We start from the raw sequence: 17,559 nt of genomic DNA, 5'->3' as shown, positions 1-17,559 counted from the left end.
TCCCACTTCAGGCCGTCGATACTACGCGCTAGCGTAATCAGGCAGGTTTCCGCATCATCAGTGAGCGAAAATACACAACGCATAAAGCGTAACAATGGTGGACCGCTCTTTTCCCACATTCCAATGACAGCCAAGAAAAATATCGAAATTCTTCGGGTGACCCACCTCCGCGGGCCCAACATCTGGACCTACCGCCCGGTCATCGAGGCCTGGGTTGACATTGGTGAGCTGGAAAACCACCCCTCCAACACCCTGCCCGGCTTTTACGAACGCCTGACCACTTGGTTGCCCGGCTTGATTGAACACAAATGCAGTCCCGGTGTCCGTGGCGGATTTCTCGAGCGCCTGCGTGAAGGCACATGGGCCGCGCACATCATGGAACATGTGGCGCTGGAAATCCAGAACCTGAGCGGTATGCAAACCAGCTTTGGCAAGGCACGCCAGATGTCCAAGCCCGGTGTTTACAAGATTGCATTCCGCACCCGGCAGGAACAGATCGGGCGCAAGGCCTTGGTGGTGGCACGTGACCTGATCATGGCCGCCATCAACGACACCGCTTATGCGCTGGACGCCCATATCACCGAGCTGCGTGACATGGTGGACTCCCTGTGCCTCGGGCCCAGCACTTCCAATATTGTGGATGCAGCGACCGACCGCAGCATCCCCTCTATCCGCCTCACAGAAGGTAACCTCGTGCAACTGGGCTATGGCATTGCCCAGCGCCGCATCTGGACGGCTGAGACAGACCAGACCTCTGCGATTGCCGAAGAGATTGCCAGCGACAAGGACCTGACCAAAAGCTTGCTCAAATCCTGCGGTGTGCCAGTGCCTGAGGGTACTTTGGTCAATTCGCCCGAGAAAGCCTGGGAAGCAGCCCAGGACATCGGGCTACCTGTGGCCGTCAAACCCTATGACGGCAACCACGGCCGCGGCGTCACCTTGGACTTGTCTGACAAAGCCAGCATCGAAACGGCGTTCCACGTGGCCAAAGAACAAAGCGGCGGCAGCGTGATTGTGGAAAAGTTCATACCCGGCAACGAGCACCGCCTGCTGGTGGTCGGCAAACGGGTGGTCGCAGCTGCCCGCGGCGAATCCGCTTGGGTCATCGGAGATGGCACCAGCACCGTCACTGAGCTAGTGAATGCGCAAATCAACACCGACCCTCGCCGCGGCGAGGCTGAAGAACTGCCTCTCTCGCCTATCGAACCGGAAAAGAGCCCGGAGGTTCAACTGGAATTGCGCCGCGCCGGGCTGACGCCCGCCTCCGTACCCGCCAAAGACCAGAAGGTCCTGATCCAGCGTAACGGCAATGTGGCGTGGGATGTGACCGATGAACTGCACCCCACCGTGGCAGCTACTGCTGCACTTGCGGCACGCATTGTGGGCCTGGATATAGCCGGCATCGACATGGTGATGGAGGACTGCTCCAAACCCATGAAGAGCCAACGAGGCGCCGTGATTGAGGTGAATGCCAGCCCCGGTTTGCTGTTCCACATCAAGCCTGCCATCGGTACCCCGCGCAATGTGGGCAAAGCCATTGTGGAACACCTGTTTGCCCCGGAAGCCGATGCGCGAATCCCGGTCATCGGTGTCACAGGTACCCAGCACACAGGCCGCCTGGCGCGCCTGATTGCTTGGCTGGTGCACATCAGTGGCAAGCATGTGGGCCTGGCTTGCAGCGAAGGCCTGTACTTGGATGGTCGCCAGATCGACGCCAAAGACAGTGCCCATTGGGAGCCCAGCCAGCGCCTGCTTATCAACCGCTCGGTGCAAGCCGCGGTGTTTGAAAACAGCAGCCGCATGATCCTCGCGGAAGGTCTGGCGTATGACCGCTGCGCCGTGGGCGTGGTGACCGACATCAGCTGCACCCCTGATCTGGCGGAGTTCGACATTCTCGATGCGGAACAAACCTACAAAGTGGCGCGTACGCAAGTTGATGTGGTTTTGCCATCCGGCACGGCTGTGCTGAATGCGACTGACCCGCAAGTGGTGGAACTGGCCGATCTGTGTGACGGCAAAATCATCTTCTACGCACCTGATGCAGACAACGCGGCGATCGTCGCCCACCGCGCCAAAGAAGGCCGCGCCTTGTTTGTACGGGATGGCGAAATTGTTCTGGTGGAAGGCACCAACGAAATGGCGGTGCTGCCCCTTGCGACCCTCAAACCCGCCAAGGCCGCCAAACCTGAAATGGTGATGGCCGCGATCGGTGCCGCTTGGGCGCTTGATATCCCCGTGGAATTGATTGGCGCCGGACTGCGCACATTCGAATCCAACCCCAAGAAAACTCCTTACTGAGCCCACTATGGAAGTCACCCGTATCCGCGCCCTGCGCGGCCCCAATCTGTGGAGCCACCACACGGCCATCCAGTCTGTGGTGATCTGCACTGCCCAAGAGGCAGCGGTATCGTCCATTCCCGGGTTTGAAGACAAGCTGCGCGCCCGATTCCCCGAAATCAGCCCGTTCCAACCGGTAGGCCACGCGGAAAGCGTGTCGCTCGCACGGGTATTGGAATTGGCGGCCCTGGGTTTGCAGGCGCAAGCGGGATGCCCCGTCACCTTCAGCTGCACGACACCTACGGTGGACGAAAACACCTACCAGGTCGTTGTGGAATACAGCGAAGAAGAGGTGGGCCGCCTGGCCATGGAGTTGGCTGAAAAGCTGTGCAATGCTGCACTGAACGACACCCCGTTTGACTTGCCTGCTGCTTTGGACGAGCTGCGTGAATTGGATGAAGACGTACGCTTGGGGCCCAGCACCGGCTCCATAGTGGACGCAGCAGTAGCACGCGGCATTCCCTACAGCCGGATGACCGAAGGCAGCATGGTGCGCTTCGGTTGGGGCAGCAAGCAACGCCGCATTCAGGCCGCCGAGATGGACGTGACCAGCGCGATTGCCGAAGCCATTGCGCAGGACAAGGAGCTGACGAAAAAGCTGCTGTCCGCAGCGGGCGTGCCGGTCCCGGGTGGGCGTTCGGTAATCGATGCAGAGGACGCATGGGCGGCAGCCCAAGAAATCGGTTTGCCGGTGGTCGTGAAACCCAACGACGGCAACCAGGGCAAGGGCGTCACGGTCAACATCACCAGCAAAGAGCAATTGCTCAAAGCATTTGCCGTGGCCAAGGAATTCCGCGACGACATCCTGGTCGAGCGCTTTATGCCGGGCAACGACTTCCGCTTGCTGGTCGTGGGCGACAAGTTGGTAGCCGCTGCACGTCGTGACCCGCCCAAGGTGGTCGGCGATGGCGTACATACCATTGCGGAGCTGGTGGCCCAAGTGAATTCCGACCCGCGCCGCGGATCGGGGCATGCCACGTCGCTGACCAAAATCCGCTTTGACGAGATTGCCAAAGCCACACTGGCGACCCAAGGCTTCAATGCCGAATCTGTGCCTGCCAAGGGCCAACGCGTGAACTTGCGCAACAACGCCAATCTGTCCACCGGCGGGTCAGCTACCGATGTAACAGACGACGTGCACCCCGAAGTGGCCGCGCGCGCCATTGCCGCAGCACACATGGTGGGCTTGGACATTTGCGGTGTGGACGTGGTGTGCGACACCATCCTCCGCCCTCTGGAAGAGCAAGGCGGCGGCATCGTGGAAGTGAATGCGGCACCCGGTTTGCGCATGCACTTGTCTCCTTCCTTCGGCAAAGGCCGCGCTGTGGGCGAAGCCATCATCAGCAGCATGTTCAAAAAAGGACAGGACGGACGAATCCCCATCGTTGCAGTCACCGGCACCAATGGCAAAACAACCACCGTTCGCCTGATTTCGCACCTGCTGACACAAAACGGCTTGAAGGTCGGCATGACCAACACCGATGGCGTATACGTGAACGGCGACTGCATTGACACCGGCGACTGCAGTGGCCCCAAGAGTGCCAAGAGTGTCCTGTTGCACCCCGATGTAGATGCGGCTGTGCTGGAAACTGCACGGGGCGGCATCTTGCGCGAAGGCTTGGCTTTCGACAAATGCGATGTCGCCGTAGTCACCAATGTCGGAAGCGGCGACCACCTCGGGCTGAACTACATCACCACGGTCAACGAACTCGCAGTGCTCAAACGCGTGATCGTGCAAAACGTGGCGTCCACCGGTGCGGCGGTGTTGAATGCGGCCGACCCCATCGTCGCGTCCATGGCGGCCAAGTGCAAAGGGGAAGTCATCTTCTTTGCCGCCGACAAAAACAACGCGGTAATGGCCACCCACCGGGCCCAAGGGCAGGCGGTGGTTTACGTGGAAGGCAAGCACCTGATCGCCAGCAAAGGCGACATGCTGCAATCCATTCCCTTGGAAGATGTGCCCATCACCTTGGGCGGAGCCATCGGTTTCCAGGTAGACAACGTCATGGCCAGCGTGGCCGCGGCTTGGTCCCTGGGATTGGGCTGGGACGTGATCCGCAAAGGCTTGGCCAACTTTTCGAACGACAGCCACAACGCAGCAGGTCGTTTCAATATGTTCAAGTTCCGCGGTGCTACCGTGATTGCTGATTACGGCCACAACCCGGACGCCATGCTGGCGTTGGTGCAAGCCGTTCAAGCCTTGCCTGCAAGCCGCCGCTCAGTAGTGATCAGCGGCGCCGGCGACCGGCGTGATCAGGACATCCGCCAGCAAACCGAAATTCTGGGCGACGCCTTTGATGAAGTGGTGATGTTTGAAGACCAGTGCCAGCGTGGCCGCAACGACGGCGAGGTGTTGGCTCTGCTGCGCGCAGGCTTGGCAAATGCCAAGCGCACCAAACAGCAATCCGAAGTGTTCGGCGAGTTCCTGGCGATTGATACCGCCATGGACAAGCTCCAGGCCGGCGAGCTGTGCTTGGTGCTGGTGGACCAGGTTGAAGAAGCCATGGCCCACATCGCCGCCAAAGTGGCTGCAGCCCAGTAAGGCCTTACGCAGCGGGGTTTAGTAGACCTCGGCTGCGGGACCCCGGCCCATCAGTGCCATGACCGCCTGGTGGGCCTGCAGTTTTCCATCCAGAAGATCGACCACGCCTTGGGTTATCGGCATAGCGACCCCGAGGCTGGCTGCGCGCTGCCAGACGGTACGAGCGCTGTAGACGCCCTCTGCCACATGACCAAGCTCTGCCACTGCCTGGTCTAGCGTTTTGCCTTGGGCCAACGCAAGGCCGACTTTGCGATTGCGGGACAAGTCGCCAGTCGCCGTCAGCACCAAGTCACCCAAACCACTCAGGCCCATGAAGGTTTCGGCTTTGGCACCCAAGGCCATGCCTAGCCGGGTGATCTCTGCCAAGCCCCGTGTGATCAACGCGGCACGCGCGTTCAGGCCCAGGTTCAAACCGTCGCACAGGCCGGTGGCGATCGCGAGCACGTTCTTGACGGCACCGCCCACCTCCACACCCACCACGTCATCATTGGCATACACACGCAGCTCTGCGCTGTGGAAAGCATTCACCAAAGCACGGCGCACGCTCTCATGCGCACTCGCAGCCACCAGTGCCGTAGGCATGCCGGCTGCGACTTCCTGGGCGAAGCTGGGGCCACTCAAAACGCCGGCGAGCAATCTGGGTGCTACCGCGTATTGCACCTCATGGCCCAACAAGCCCATACCCTCAGCGACAGGCGCCTCAAAGCCCTTGCACAGCCATGCAACCGGGCATTCCAGATCTGCGACCAGCTGCAAAGTACTACGCAGGGCTGCCATAGGCGTGGCGATGATGACCAGATCCACGGCACCGACACCCTCCCCAGGGCGGGTGAGATCGCGCAAAGGGGCTGAGCTGACCGTAAGGCCGGCGGGAAAGCTGCAATCGGGTAGATAGCGCGCATTGACCCGCTCAGCATTCATGGTGGACGCCGCTTCTGCATCGCGGGCCCACAAGGTGACGTCGTGGCGGTTGCGCGTGTTGCGCGCGGCGCTGATGGCCAGCGCCGTACCCCAGGCGCCGGCGCCGATTACTATGATTTTCATAGCTGCTCGCGCTTATTCAACGGGCGCCAGGGGCCAAAACCCCTGGCAAAAGCTTACTGGGGCAATGTGCCGGCCGCTGCACCGGCAGCTTCAACTTGCTGCTGCTCGTACATGGCCTGGAAGTTGATTTCCGACAGGTGCACGGGGGGGAAGCCGCCGCGCTGAATCAGGTCCGCCACGTTACCGCGCAGGTAAGGGTAGACGATTTGCGGGCAAGCAATGCCCATGATCTGGCCCAGTTGCTCTTGCGGCAAGTTGCGGATTTCGAAAATGCCGGCTTGCTTGGCTTCGACCAGAAACACGGTCTTGTCCTTGATTTTGGTTTGCACAGTGGCGGTCACGCACACTTCAAACACGCCTTCTGCTACAGGAGCAGCTTCCACACCCAACTGGATATCGACGGAAGGCTGTTCCTGCTCCAGCAGGATGGCGGGGGAATTGGGTTGCTCCAGGGAAGCCTCTTTCAGATAGACGCGTTGGATTTGGAATACGGGTTCTTGGTCAGCCATGGCTAAAGTCTCTCTAGATAAACAGAAGCCCGCCGGCACAACACCGACGGGCTACGAAAACAAAATTCGCTGAGGGGAATTATGTCAGGCCGCAGCACCCAACAATGGCAGCAAGCCGCCTCGGCTGTCCAGCGCCATCAAATCATCACAACCGCCGACATGGGTGTCGCCGATAAAGATCTGGGGCACCGTGCGCCGACCGGTGATCTCCATCATTTTCATGCGCTCATCGGGATTCGCATCCACCCGGATCTCTTCAATGGTTTCCACGCCCTTGGACTTCAGGATTCGCTTGGCCTGCACGCAATAGGGGCAGACAGCGGTGGTGTACATCTTGACGGCTTGCATATTCAATTTCCTCGGTTCTGGGGCCTGAATCAGGCCTTTTCAACCGGCAGGTTAGCGGCTTTCCAGGATTTGAGCCCGCCCTGCAGCGATTGAGCCTGCTCGTAACCCAGTTTTTTGGCAATATCCACCGCCTTGGCGGAACGCGCGCCCGACTGGCAGACCAGCACCAAGGGAAGCGTCTTGTTCTTGACAGAGCCCGCAAGCTTGGCTTCCAGCTCAGCCAAGGGAACATTCTTGGAACCCACAATGTGCCCGGCTGCGAATTCAGTCGCGTCTGACACGTCAACCACATTGGCCTTTTCCCGGTTGATCAACTGAATGGCGCCAGCAGAGTCAATGCCCACTGCGGTTGCACCCTGCAATACCGGCCACATCAGCATCCCCCCGGATGACAGCGCGATAGCAATCAACATCCAGTTATCGATAATAAATTTCACTTTGTTCCTTCTTGGTTACTTCACGCGAAGCCGACATTTTAGAATGACGCGTCTTGACCCGCCGGCCCCCGAGGCCGGTTTTCTCAACCCTTGATCCCTGCACCATGTACAAACTTGTTCTCGTACGCCACGGCGAATCCACCTGGAATCTGGAAAACCGCTTTACCGGTTGGACCGACGTCGACCTGACCCCCACTGGCGTAGAGCAAGCCAAAACTGCCGGACGCCTGCTCAAAGCCGACGGCTACGAGTTTGACGTGGCTTACACCAGTGTGCTCAAGCGCGCGATCCGCACCCTGTGGCACACGCTGGACGAAATGGACCGCACCTGGTTGCCCGTGGTGCACAGCTGGCGCCTGAACGAGCGCCATTACGGCGCTCTACAAGGCCTGAACAAAGCAGACATGGCAAAGCAATACGGCGATGCGCAAGTGTTGGTCTGGCGCCGCAGCTACGACACACCCCCACCCGCACTGGAAGCCGATGATCCCCGCAGCGAACGCTCCGACATCCGCTACGCCAAGCTGCCGGCCGACCAAGTGCCCTTGACCGAATGCCTGAAAGACACCGTGGAACGCGTGATTCCGTTCTGGAATGAATCGATGGCACCCGCGATCAAGGCCGGCAAACGCATTGTGGTGGCGGCACACGGAAACTCTATCCGCACCCTGATCAAGTACCTAGACAACATCTCTGATGACGACATCGTCGGCGTGAACATCCCTAACGGTATCCCTTTGGTGTACGAATTGGATGCTGACTTGAAGCCGATCCGCCACTACTACCTGGGCGATGCCGAAGCAGCCGCCAAGGCCGCTGCTGCAGTCGCCTCCCAAGGCAAAGCCTGAGATTCCGGAGCTCCCCGTTAAAAACGCCCGCAATCGCGGGCGTTTTTGCAGGGCATCCCGGGAACCGGGGCGGACGAGTGCACTCCAAGGTGTATATTGGCGCGGCACAGGAAGAACTATGGGTCACAAACTGAAAATCACAGGCTGGGTTGCATTGGGCGTTGTTGCCGGAGCCCTCACTACTGTCTCGCTGCAAACGGTTGCGCGCAACTCCTTGGCCCCGCTTCCCTTGGAAGAACTCCAGCAGCTCGCTACCGTGTTCGGCATGGTCAAAAGCGACTATGTGGAGCCAGTGGATGAGAAAAAGCTGATTACAGATGCCATCACCGGCATGGTGGCCAGCTTGGACCCCCATTCCCAGTATTTCGACAAAAAGTCGTTCAAGGAATTCCGCGAAGGTACTTCCGGCAAGTTCGTGGGCGTCGGCATTGAAATCACCCAGGAAGACGGCTTGGTAAAAGTCGTCTCGCCGATCGAAGGCTCTCCTGCCTTCCGTGCTGGCCTCAAAACCAACGATCTAATTACCAAAATTGACGACACCGCGGTCAAAGGGCTGACGCTCAATGAAGCCGTCAAGCGCATGCGCGGCGAGCCCAACACCAAGGTTCTGTTGACCATCTATCGCAAAGATGAAAACAGGACGTTTCCCGTCACCATCACGCGGGAAGAAATCAAGCAACAATCGGTTCGCGGAAAAGTGATCGAGCCGGGCTACGCATGGATCCGCGTCAGCCAGTTCCAGGAACGCAGTTTTGAGGATTTCGCCAAGAAAGTGGACGAGATCTACAAGCAGGACCCCAAGATCAAAGGCATGGTGCTGGACCTCCGTAATGATCCGGGTGGTCTGCTGACATCTGCTGTTGCGATGTCGGCCGCATTCCTGCCAGAAAACTTGACGGTGGTCTCCACCAATGGGCAGACACCTGAGAGCAAACAGGTGCTGCGTGCCACACCATCCGATATACGTGGTTTGGCGGGTGCAGATGCCCTGAAAAACTTGCCTGCGGCACTGAAGAAAGTTCCACTGGTGGTGCTTGTCAATGAAGGTTCTGCATCTGCCAGTGAAATCGTGGCCGGAGCACTACAGGATCACAAACGCGCCACCATCATGGGAAGCCAGTCATTCGGCAAGGGTTCGGTACAAACATTCCGACCTTTGGGACCGGACACCGGCCTCAAAATCACCACGTCGCGCTACTACACACCGAGCGGGCGCTCCATCCAAGCCAAGGGCATCGTGCCTGACGTGATGGTGGACGAAACCGAGGAAGGCAGCCCATATGCCGCACTGCGCATGCGCGAAGCGGACCTCGAGAAGCACCTGTCCAGTGGTCAGGGCGAAGAGAAGAAAGACGCCGCCCGTGAAAAAGCACGCGAAGATGCGTTGAAGCGTCTGGAGGAAGAGTCCCGCAAACCAGCCGCAGACCGCAAGGTGCCTGAATTCGGTTCGGACAAGGACTTCCAACTGATCCAGGCGATCAACCACCTCAAAGGCAAGCCCGTGCTGGTGAGCAAAACGCAAGTTGAGCGCAAAGAAGAAGTCAAAGACAACTGATTCCCCATGCAGGACACCGAGCTGCTTCGGTACTCGCGGCACATTCTGCTGGACGAAATCGGCATTGAAGGCCAAGAACGCATTTGCGGCGCCCACGCACTGATCATCGGAGCCGGTGGCTTGGGCGCACCCGCCGCCATGTACCTTGCCGCAGCGGGCATCGGCAAGATCACGTTGGTCGACCCTGACACCGTAGATCTGACCAATCTCCAGCGGCAAATCATCCACACCACCCATAGCGTAGGGCAAGCCAAGGTCCTGTCTGCGTCAGTAAGCCTGAATGCGATCAACCCGCTCACGCAGGTTCAAGCCGTTCAAAGCCATGCCGACGCTGCTTGGCTGGCGGATAACCTCGAGTCGGTGGATGTCGTCCTCGACTGCTGCGATAGCTTTACGACACGTCAAGCCGTTAACAAGGCATGTGTGCTCGCACGTGTTCCTTTGGTCTCCGGAGCTGCCATACGGTTTGATGGCCAAATCTCTGTGTATGACTGTCGTGCAGACGATGCCCCCTGCTATGCCTGCGCTTTTCCTCCAGACGATGCCCCGCCGCCCACACAGTGCTCGACCATGGGCGTTTTTGCCCCTTTGGTGGGCGTCATTGGCGCCATGCAGGCTGCCGAAGCTTTGAAGCTGGTGCTGGGTATCAGCACCACTCTGCGCGGCAGAGTGCTGCTTTTGGATGGCTTGCGCATGGAGTGGACGGAAATGCGGCTACCCCGCAATCCCTCGTGCCCTGTCTGCGCCCACTAGCAAACGGCGAATTGCGTCTTCCAAACCTGCTAATTGCAGGCTTTCGCGGTCTGAGCCCCCTCCAACGGACTCAGGCTTCCTGTTAGACTTTCCACACACCATCCGATCTATCGTGGCCAAACCGTTTCCACCGTCTCTCGTCGATCTGCAGCGCCTGCGCTTGGATGATGCACGTGCGCTGTTGGAACACGATGCCACCGTCTCGCTTCCTTCCCCTGAAGAATCGCCCACGGCGTATTTGCAAGCGGTGATTGACGGATTGTGCGAACTCTCCTTGAAAGACCCCCTCACGGGTCTGGCCAACCGTCGCCACTTCCGCGGCGTATTGGAGCGATCCATCGATGTGGTCGCCCGTTCCGGCGAGCCCGCCCTGCTCTTGATGCTGGATATCGACCACTTTAAAAAGGTCAATGACACTTACGGACACCAAGCTGGCGATCAGGTGCTGCAAGCGATTGCCAAAGCTCTGACCGGATGCGTACGTCCCATGGATACCGTCGCCCGTTTCGGCGGGGAAGAGTTTTCTGTGATGCTCCCCAGTTGCCACACAGGTTTCGGCACTGCTGTCGCAGAGCGGATCCGTGCGCATATCGAAGCAATGTCCATTCCCATCGCACCCGGCTTGTCCATCAAGGTCACTGTCAGTATCGGTGGTGCCTTTGCGCCTGAGTGGGTGCGATCCACCGCCACGTTATGGACCGAAAGGGCTGACATGCAGCTCTACCGCGCCAAGAGCGAAGGTCGCAACTGTGTTTTTCTGGACCAACAACAAGAGATTTATGTCAGTGCAGAAGAGAAGAATCTCTTGTTCGGTCACCTGTCCTTGGGTGACCCGGCATGGATTGAGAGCGTTTCCAGCGACGCACAAGGCAGCCATGCCACCGGTTCCATGCAGAGGGTATTTTGATGTCTGACGTGCTGAATCCACCCGAATCCGCCGAAGGCAACCCCGGAGTGCCGCTCAAACCCATCGGTAAAGTCATTGCCGTGACCAGCGGCAAGGGCGGAGTCGGTAAAACTTTTGTCTCCGCCAACCTGGCGGCGGCCATGGCCAAGCGTGGCCAACGAGTTCTGGTGTTGGATGCAGATTTGGGCCTTGCCAATCTGGATGTGGTGCTGAACCTCTACCCCAAGATCACTTTGCATGATGTTTTCACCGGCAAAGCCAAGTTGGAAGAAGCCATCATCCGGGCGCCGGGCGGCTTCTCGGTGTTGTTGGCGGGCTCCGGCATGGTCGAGTATTCGCGCCTGACACCGGAAGTGCGCGGCGACTTTCTGCGCATCATGAACGGACTGGTGCCACATTACGACGTAGTGATACTGGACACGGGTGCAGGCATTTCCGACGTGGTTTTATTCGCTGTTTCATTGGCTTCTGAGGTACTTGTGGTGGCAACCCCTGAGCCCACATCGCTAACCGATGCTTATGCCACCATCAAGGTACTGGTAGGCCAACAGAAACGACAGACTATCCGCCTGGTAATCAATCAAACAGCCCGCTTGGGTGACGGCCGGGCTATTACCACCCAGTTGCAACAGGTGCTGGACCGTTTTGTCACCACCGACACCGGCAAACCCGTCCGTTTGGTGCATATGGGCGATATCCCTGCAGACCCCGCTGTACGCCAAGCCGTCATGCGCCGGCAATTGCTACTGCAAGCGATGCCCGGCAGCCCTGCGGCGTTGGCGATCTCCCAGTTGGCGGTCAAAGTGGAAGAAACCGTCGGCCTGCGGGTCAACTAAGCGGAGACGATCCACCCTTCCAAAGGATCCATATCCTGTGGAAGGCCGTACAACAAGTGACCTTGTTGGTGCTGGACTTCTGCCCATGCCGCCAAGAACAAGCACAACACTGCATCGAGACTGTCCCCACTGGCATCGTCGACCAGCGCATCGCGCTGGGCGTGACTCAGCTTCAAACGCACATCCCAACGGGTCTGTCCGGTTTCCAGGGCATTGAGCAAATCTTTGCGGGCGATGAGACGGTCAGGTGTCTGCTTGGCTTTGTCGTCGCTTTTGTAGCTGCGATTACCCAGAATGGAGCGCGCGATCAAGCCGGGGTAAGCCTCAAGCCCTATACAGACCGATTCCTCAGTCGCAGGAACGGGCCTGGGCTGCAAGCCGGGCAAATAGACACCCGCCTCCAGCAGACGAGGAACGCCCGCGTGCAGCATGAATGCGACGGGCGGGTTTACCCATTTCATGGAAGGGCTGGACTGTGCGGGTGCATCAGTAGCACGGTGGGCGAACTTGCCTCCAGCAGGACGAGCGTCACAGAAAGCAGCAAACAAGCGCCTGATTTCATCCCGCGACAGGCCAGCGTAATGGCGCATACAGGCCTCCCATTCGAGAGGCCAGCCCAGCGCAACAACGAGTTCACGCGGCAGGCCGAAGGGAAGGTCAAACGCACCGATCCATGCCGGGTCTTTGCGCAGCCATTGCGAGAAGGCGTCCAGAGAATGGAGCTTGTCCAGACCTTCCAGCACCAACCGCCCTCGAGCCTGGGAACCCCTTGCACAAACAATCGCTTTGCGCGATGTGGGACTGCTCGAAAAATCACACCCGACCAATAAACCCATGGCTCAACCTAACGCCAAAGCGATCACGCCGAAGGCAATGCAGGCGGCACCTGCGAACCGCGCCATCCGATCACCCTCGCCCAGCAGATGCCCACCCAGAAGTGCCGCAAACAACATGGACACCTCACGCGCGGGGGCCACATGGCTCATGGGTGCTGTTTGCATGGCATACAGCACCAACACATATGAAATCGGGCTGACGATTCCCACCATCGCTGCGTATTTCCATTGCGCACGCCAGAGCAGCCGGGCAGCGGTCAGGTCGCGAACTACCGGGGGGAAGAGAAACACCAATCGCACAAAATTACCCATGTAGTCCAGCAGGATGGGCGACAGTAGCAGCACCTTGACCGCATAGCCGTCCACCACGGTGTAGCTGGCAATGAAGACACCGGTTACCAAGCCGTAGACCACTCCTTTGCGCATGCGCGCATTGCGGGCCGGATCATCTGAGGGACGGAACAAAGCGGGCCCTCCAGCCACCAGAAACACCCCGCCCACGACAGCCAGCACACCTGTCAGACCCAGGGCAGATATCTGCTCGCCCAGCACGAGAATGGCAAACAAGGAGGACATCAAGGGCCCTGAACCACGCGCAAGGGGGTACACGACCGTCAAATCTGACTTGCGATAGCCGCGTAACAGCACGGTGTAATAACCGACGTGAATGATGCCGCTGGCGATGATGAAGGCCCACGCCAGCGCGTCCCACTGTGGCACTTGTTGCCAGCCCAGCCACAGGCCGACAGGCGCCCAGAAGACCATCATCACCATGGCGGTGAAAAACGCAAAGCGGGAGTCACCTCCCGCTTTTTTGGCAGCGATATTCCAACTAGCGTGGATCAGCCCTGCAAAGATCACCAGCCCCAGGGCTGTGAACGTCATGCGCTCAGATCAGGCGCGCCCGATGATGGACGCGGTTGCCATCAGCTCTTCGAGCAAGGCCAACGACACTTTGCCGGACACCGAATACGGGTCCAGCTCAGGGCGCTCTGCGTATTTCAACAAGATGTTGGTGTTGATTTTGGACATATTCACTTGCCCCATGGTCCAGCCACCGAAGCGGCGCTCGGTGATCTCTTCATAGTGCAACAGCACGACATCTTTGTGGCGCGAATCCTTCTGAATGTGGCCATAGAGCTCGCTGACCGCCATGCGGCCACCTTCAATCGCCTGCAGGAAAATGCCGCCACCGTAGCAAAGAATGCCGGTGATGCCGCAGGTAGGGTTGTAGTTACGGGACTGGGCCAGAATGGCTTCGATCGCATCAGGATTGGAATCGATAGCGCGACTGGCGTAGAGCAAACGGACCAACATGGCATTAGCCTTTCTGGGGAATGAGAGAGAGAAATTCGCGACGCAGATTGGGGTCTTTCAGGAACACGCCGCGCATGACCGAGTTGATCATCTTGCTGTCCATGTCCTTCACACCGCGCCAGGCCATGCAGTAGTGGCTGGCTTCCATCACGATAGCCAAGCCGTCCGGCTGGGTTTTTTCCTGAATCAGGTCAGCGAGTTGCACCACGGCCTCTTCCTGGATCTGGGGGCGCCCCATGATCCATTCAGCGAGGCGCGCATATTTGGACAAACCTATCACGTTGGTGTGTTCATTGGGCATTACGCCGATCCAAATTTTTCCGATGACCGGGCAGAAGTGATGGCTGCAGGCACTGCGTACCGTGATGGGGCCGACGATCATCAACTCATTGAGGTGGCCAACGTTAGGAAACTCGGTGATCGTGGGTGCGGGTACATAGCGGCCGCGGAACACCTCATTGAGGTACATCTTGGCAACACGGCGGGCTGTGTTGTCAGTGTTGTGGTCGTTTTCGATATCAATGACCAGGCTGTTCAAGACGCCACGCATCTGGACTTCAACCTCGTCCAACAAGGTCTCCAGCTCACCAGGCTGGATGTATTCGGCAATGTTGTCGTTGGCGTGAAAGCGCTTGCGGGAAGCCTTCAATCGTTCACGGATTTTGACGGAAACCGACGTTCCTTCAAATGTGTCAGAGGAGCTCATAGTAGATTTCTTTTTCATAAAAGTCCGGTCATGGTACCAGCGATTGGCTTTTAGGGTTTTTCGAAATCAGCGCCCATAAACACTGCGCGAGCAGCTATCAAATCAATAGCGGGAACCACTGAAGAAGAGCAAAACCCGCATCAATCCGAAAGCCAGACGGTCCCGCACCCGCTGGTGCCAGGGTCGTTTTGCGTCTGCCGCCAGATCCCACCGGCGTGTTGACGTTTGAATGACAGCACACAAGGCTGTATCCAGTTGCTGGGCGAAATCCGCGTCATGGACCACCACATTGGCTTCACGGGCTAACAAGAGACTCAAGGGGTCCAGATTGGACGAACCGACTGTCGCCCAAATGGTATCCACCACTGCCACCTTGGCATGCAGAAATCCCGGGGTGTACTCGTACACTTCTACGCCGGCCAGCACCAGCTCGCTCAACACCGGCCGGGAGGCGTGGTACTGCATAAAGTATTCGTACTGTCCTTGCACCACCACCTGTACGCGAACACCACGGCGCACCGCGTGCTTGAGCGCTCTGCGCAGGCGGGCACCCGGCAGGAAATAAGCATTGGCCAGGACAATCGCGCTACGGGCCTCCCCGATCGCTTTGAGGTAAGCCCTTTCAATACGGGTACGGTTGCGAACGTTGTCACGCAGTACCAAAGCGGCGAAGCTACCTGCAATAGGTGTCTCCACCAAAGGCAAAGCAGCTTGCCTTGGCAGCCAGGCCAACGCGGGCCAATTCCTTCGGATCTCCCGCCAGTGCAGTCGCTCTATTTGCAGTTTGGCTTCCAAGCGTGCCCAGAATTGCACCATCGCCTGCCTGCATTGCGCCACCAAGGGACCCCGCACCCTGACCGCATAGTCCAAACGAGCCACCCGCAGTGGCCCATGATTCGGGTCCAGAAGGTCATCCAGAATGTTGATGCCGCCGCAAAAGGCCGACTCACCGTCGACTACGCACAACTTCCGGTGCATTCGCCGCCAGCGCCCCGGAATGAACAAGCCCAAATAACCGAGAGGGGCGTATTGATGCCAACGCACTCCACTGGCGTTCCATCGGTGTTGCCAATCCAGCGGTACATCTGGCGTGCCCACGCCATCCATCACCAGATACACGGCGACACCCCGCAACGCAGCGCGTTCAAGGGCCTCTGCCACTTGAATGCCTTGTACATCGAAATGGAAGATATAGGTCTCCAAGCGGACTTCATGTTGCGCGGCATCGACAGCGCTGATCAACGCAGGGAAGTATTGCCCCCCACCCTGCAAAAGCTGCAGCTCGTGACCAGAGGCAAAAGCGGCAGACCTCAACATGCCGGCGTTTCCGCTGCCAGCTGCCATTCCGTGATCAAGGGCAGATGGTCCGACATACGCGCCCAACTCATGCCCCGGGGCGCTGTAGCACTTACAGGTGTGAGTCCTCGCGCCAGCACGTGGTCGAGTTGCACCAGCGGCAGGCGTGACGGGAAGGTGACACAAGGCTTGGTCACAGGCGCCTTCAATCCGGCAGGGGCCAATTGCCGGGCCACCCAGGCAGGCAAATCATTGAAATCGCCAGCCACCAAAAGGGGGGCGTCCGGCGGAATCTCCCGTTGAATGAACTGCGTCAGTTGTTGCAATTGACGCCCCCGCCCCGCACGAATAAGCCCAAGATGCACCACCAAAACATGCAAACTCTGCCCCGCTACATCCAACTCCACATGGAGCAAACCCCGCTGTTCAAGACGGTGGTCCGACATGTCTTCATGCTGATGTTGCACCACCGGCCACTTGCTCAGCAAAGCGTTACCGTGCTCCCCATGGCGTGTGATGGCGTTGGTGCGGTAGATGGCCTCGTAGCCTGAGGGGGCCAGGTAATCCGCCTGCGGAGCTTGCGGCCAATGCGGAAAATGCCGCGCCTCACGCTGGTGCAACTTTCGGACCTCCTGCAGGCACAGCACATCCGCATCCATGAGCTCCATCGCATGGCTGAGGTTATGGATCTCCAAACGACGCAGAGGCCCCAGCCCCTGAACACCCTTATGGATGTTGTAGGTCACCACGCGCAAAGTCTTCATTCGCGCTCCTCCTGATGGCTGGGTGGCATGTGCATGAGCTGCAGCACGGCCTCTGCATTGGACGGCGAAAAACACAAATCGGCCGCCTCTGAGTAAGGCAGCCAGCAATAGTGAGTGTGCTCCCGAGGTGCGAGCGTTACTTCACATTTTTCAGGAACAAGCAAACCGAACACCCTCTCGGTGTTGTGCGTGACTCCGGGGGCGTAACGATGCAGCCAACGCGGATAGATGGTGTACACATTCTCCAGAGCCCAGTCCGTCAAATTGTGTTGCAGGGGGCCACCAGTTCTGCAATCCAGCCCTGTCTCCTCCCACACCTCACGGGCGGCTGTGATCGCCCAGTCCTCATCCTCAGTGTCTTTGGCGCCCGTTACCGACTGCCAGAAAGGAGGCGCGGCGGGGTCAGACTCCACCCGCCGAATCAGAAGTACCTCGCGCTGCGGGGTATGGATCACCACCAATACCGACTGGGGAATCTTGAAGCGGTTCGTCATGGTTCTCGCAAAGAAAAAGGGCACTCCAAG

At 58.7% G+C, this 17,559-nt stretch carries 18 protein-coding genes; 7 read left to right on the top strand and 11 right to left on the bottom strand.

The genetic code is table 11. The annotated features are described in order from the left end of the window. The first annotated feature begins 123 nt into the window (after window positions 1-123). Complete coding sequence (locus ACOAP0_RS14695) at window positions 124-2,298, top strand: cyanophycin synthetase (protein ID WP_498377000.1); 2,175 nt, start codon at window positions 124-126, stop codon at window positions 2,296-2,298. Between the two features lie 7 nt (window positions 2,299-2,305). Then, window positions 2,306-4,879, top strand: a complete 2,574-nt coding sequence (gene cphA / locus ACOAP0_RS14690) for a cyanophycin synthetase (RefSeq protein ID WP_498376999.1) — start codon at window positions 2,306-2,308, stop codon at window positions 4,877-4,879. A gap of 18 nt (window positions 4,880-4,897) precedes the next feature. Here cphA and ACOAP0_RS14685 read toward each other — a convergent pair whose 3' ends face one another. The 4 genes from ACOAP0_RS14685 to ACOAP0_RS14670 all read right to left on the bottom strand — a co-directional run bounded on the left by ACOAP0_RS14685 (window position 4,898) and on the right by ACOAP0_RS14670 (window position 7,217). Next, window positions 4,898-5,923: an NAD(P)H-dependent glycerol-3-phosphate dehydrogenase gene (locus ACOAP0_RS14685; protein WP_498376998.1), complete on the bottom strand. Its 1,026-nt coding sequence runs from the start codon at window positions 5,921-5,923 to the stop codon at window positions 4,898-4,900. A gap of 53 nt (window positions 5,924-5,976) precedes the next feature. Next, the gene (gene secB, locus ACOAP0_RS14680) at window positions 5,977-6,432 is read right to left on the bottom strand and encodes a protein-export chaperone SecB (protein WP_087496616.1); all 456 of its coding nucleotides are present in this window, start codon (window positions 6,430-6,432) and stop codon (window positions 5,977-5,979) included. 84 nt (window positions 6,433-6,516) lie between these two features. Next, on the bottom strand, window positions 6,517-6,780 hold the full coding sequence (grxC, locus tag ACOAP0_RS14675) for a glutaredoxin 3 (protein WP_087496615.1): 264 nt from the start codon (window positions 6,778-6,780) through the stop codon (window positions 6,517-6,519). Between the two features lie 29 nt (window positions 6,781-6,809). Next, the gene (locus ACOAP0_RS14670) at window positions 6,810-7,217 is read right to left on the bottom strand and encodes a rhodanese-like domain-containing protein (RefSeq protein WP_087496614.1); all 408 of its coding nucleotides are present in this window, start codon (window positions 7,215-7,217) and stop codon (window positions 6,810-6,812) included. A 104-nt stretch (window positions 7,218-7,321) separates the two neighbouring features. On the opposite strand from ACOAP0_RS14670, the gene gpmA reads away from it, so the two are divergent. The 5 genes from gpmA (at window position 7,322) to ACOAP0_RS14645 (ending at window position 12,116) form a co-directional block, all read left to right on the top strand. After that, window positions 7,322-8,065 carry a 2,3-diphosphoglycerate-dependent phosphoglycerate mutase gene (gene gpmA, locus ACOAP0_RS14665; protein WP_498391445.1) on the top strand — a complete coding sequence of 248 codons (744 nt, stop codon included), beginning with the start codon at window positions 7,322-7,324 and terminating at the stop codon, window positions 8,063-8,065. Window positions 8,066-8,183: 118 nt separating this feature from the next. Continuing rightward, the gene (locus ACOAP0_RS14660) at window positions 8,184-9,620 is read left to right on the top strand and encodes a S41 family peptidase (protein WP_498376997.1); all 1,437 of its coding nucleotides are present in this window, start codon (window positions 8,184-8,186) and stop codon (window positions 9,618-9,620) included. Between the two features lie 6 nt (window positions 9,621-9,626). Continuing rightward, window positions 9,627-10,373, top strand: coding sequence for a HesA/MoeB/ThiF family protein (locus ACOAP0_RS14655; RefSeq protein ID WP_498376996.1), 747 nt, complete (start codon window positions 9,627-9,629; stop codon window positions 10,371-10,373). Between the two features lie 112 nt (window positions 10,374-10,485). Next, the gene (locus ACOAP0_RS14650) at window positions 10,486-11,280 is read left to right on the top strand and encodes a GGDEF domain-containing protein (protein ID WP_498376995.1); all 795 of its coding nucleotides are present in this window, start codon (window positions 10,486-10,488) and stop codon (window positions 11,278-11,280) included. Continuing rightward, the gene (locus tag ACOAP0_RS14645; protein ID WP_087496609.1) at window positions 11,280-12,116 is read left to right on the top strand and encodes a MinD/ParA family protein; all 837 of its coding nucleotides are present in this window, start codon (window positions 11,280-11,282) and stop codon (window positions 12,114-12,116) included. The genes ACOAP0_RS14650 and ACOAP0_RS14645 overlap by 1 nt, the downstream gene beginning before the upstream one ends. On the opposite strand, the gene ACOAP0_RS14640 is transcribed toward ACOAP0_RS14645, so the two are convergent. From ACOAP0_RS14640 to nudB, 7 genes are all read right to left on the bottom strand, one after another. Further along, window positions 12,113-12,952, bottom strand: coding sequence for a DUF429 domain-containing protein (locus ACOAP0_RS14640; protein WP_498376994.1), 840 nt, complete (start codon window positions 12,950-12,952; stop codon window positions 12,113-12,115). The two genes, ACOAP0_RS14645 and ACOAP0_RS14640, sit on opposite strands and share 4 nt — an antisense overlap. Before the next feature lie 3 nt (window positions 12,953-12,955). Then, window positions 12,956-13,837: a DMT family transporter gene (locus ACOAP0_RS14635; RefSeq protein ID WP_498376993.1), complete on the bottom strand. Its 882-nt coding sequence runs from the start codon at window positions 13,835-13,837 to the stop codon at window positions 12,956-12,958. Between the two features lie 9 nt (window positions 13,838-13,846). Then, entirely contained in the window at window positions 13,847-14,269 is a 423-nt protein-coding gene (locus ACOAP0_RS14630; protein ID WP_087496606.1) for a BLUF domain-containing protein, read from the bottom strand. A gap of 4 nt (window positions 14,270-14,273) precedes the next feature. Further along, window positions 14,274-14,975, bottom strand: a complete 702-nt coding sequence (folE, locus tag ACOAP0_RS14625) for a GTP cyclohydrolase I (protein ID WP_498376992.1) — start codon at window positions 14,973-14,975, stop codon at window positions 14,274-14,276. Between the two features lie 102 nt (window positions 14,976-15,077). Further along, entirely contained in the window at window positions 15,078-16,292 is a 1,215-nt protein-coding gene (gene clsB / locus ACOAP0_RS14620) for a cardiolipin synthase ClsB (protein ID WP_498376991.1), read from the bottom strand. Then, window positions 16,286-17,035 (bottom strand): endonuclease/exonuclease/phosphatase family protein, encoded by a 750-nt coding sequence (locus tag ACOAP0_RS14615; RefSeq protein ID WP_498376990.1) that lies wholly within the window; start codon window positions 17,033-17,035, stop codon window positions 16,286-16,288. Before ACOAP0_RS14615 ends, clsB begins: the two co-directional genes overlap by 7 nt. Next, window positions 17,032-17,529: a dihydroneopterin triphosphate diphosphatase gene (nudB, locus tag ACOAP0_RS14610; RefSeq protein WP_498376989.1), complete on the bottom strand. Its 498-nt coding sequence runs from the start codon at window positions 17,527-17,529 to the stop codon at window positions 17,032-17,034. The genes ACOAP0_RS14615 and nudB overlap by 4 nt, the downstream gene beginning before the upstream one ends. Window positions 17,530-17,559 lie beyond the last annotated feature (30 nt).

Source organism: Curvibacter sp. Hmag1.1 (assembly GCF_059769165.1).
The sequence above is the reverse complement of the archived record's forward strand: the minus strand, read 5'-3'. Positions and strand labels throughout refer to the sequence as shown.

What these genes read in the sequence shown, in the direction of transcription:
- gpmA (WP_498391445.1), top strand. Translation starts at nt 7,322, where the DNA reads ATGTACAAACTTGTTCTCGTACGCCACGGCGAATCCACCTGGAATCTG.
- ACOAP0_RS14685 (WP_498376998.1), bottom strand. Translation starts at nt 5,923, where the DNA reads ATGAAAATCATAGTAATCGGCGCCGGCGCCTGGGGTACGGCGCTGGCC.
- ACOAP0_RS14640 (WP_498376994.1), bottom strand. Translation starts at nt 12,952, where the DNA reads ATGGGTTTATTGGTCGGGTGTGATTTTTCGAGCAGTCCCACATCGCGC.
- ACOAP0_RS14645 (WP_087496609.1), top strand. Translation starts at nt 11,280, where the DNA reads ATGTCTGACGTGCTGAATCCACCCGAATCCGCCGAAGGCAACCCCGGA.
- ACOAP0_RS14695 (WP_498377000.1), top strand. Translation starts at nt 124, where the DNA reads ATGACAGCCAAGAAAAATATCGAAATTCTTCGGGTGACCCACCTCCGC.
- ACOAP0_RS14630 (WP_087496606.1), bottom strand. Translation starts at nt 14,269, where the DNA reads ATGTTGGTCCGTTTGCTCTACGCCAGTCGCGCTATCGATTCCAATCCT.
- ACOAP0_RS14660 (WP_498376997.1), top strand. Translation starts at nt 8,184, where the DNA reads ATGGGTCACAAACTGAAAATCACAGGCTGGGTTGCATTGGGCGTTGTT.
- folE (WP_498376992.1), bottom strand. Translation starts at nt 14,975, where the DNA reads ATGAGCTCCTCTGACACATTTGAAGGAACGTCGGTTTCCGTCAAAATC.
- ACOAP0_RS14655 (WP_498376996.1), top strand. Translation starts at nt 9,627, where the DNA reads ATGCAGGACACCGAGCTGCTTCGGTACTCGCGGCACATTCTGCTGGAC.
- cphA (WP_498376999.1), top strand. Translation starts at nt 2,306, where the DNA reads ATGGAAGTCACCCGTATCCGCGCCCTGCGCGGCCCCAATCTGTGGAGC.
- secB (WP_087496616.1), bottom strand. Translation starts at nt 6,432, where the DNA reads ATGGCTGACCAAGAACCCGTATTCCAAATCCAACGCGTCTATCTGAAA.
- grxC (WP_087496615.1), bottom strand. Translation starts at nt 6,780, where the DNA reads ATGCAAGCCGTCAAGATGTACACCACCGCTGTCTGCCCCTATTGCGTG.
- clsB (WP_498376991.1), bottom strand. Translation starts at nt 16,292, where the DNA reads ATGTTGAGGTCTGCCGCTTTTGCCTCTGGTCACGAGCTGCAGCTTTTG.
- nudB (WP_498376989.1), bottom strand. Translation starts at nt 17,529, where the DNA reads ATGACGAACCGCTTCAAGATTCCCCAGTCGGTATTGGTGGTGATCCAT.
- ACOAP0_RS14615 (WP_498376990.1), bottom strand. Translation starts at nt 17,035, where the DNA reads ATGAAGACTTTGCGCGTGGTGACCTACAACATCCATAAGGGTGTTCAG.
- ACOAP0_RS14635 (WP_498376993.1), bottom strand. Translation starts at nt 13,837, where the DNA reads ATGACGTTCACAGCCCTGGGGCTGGTGATCTTTGCAGGGCTGATCCAC.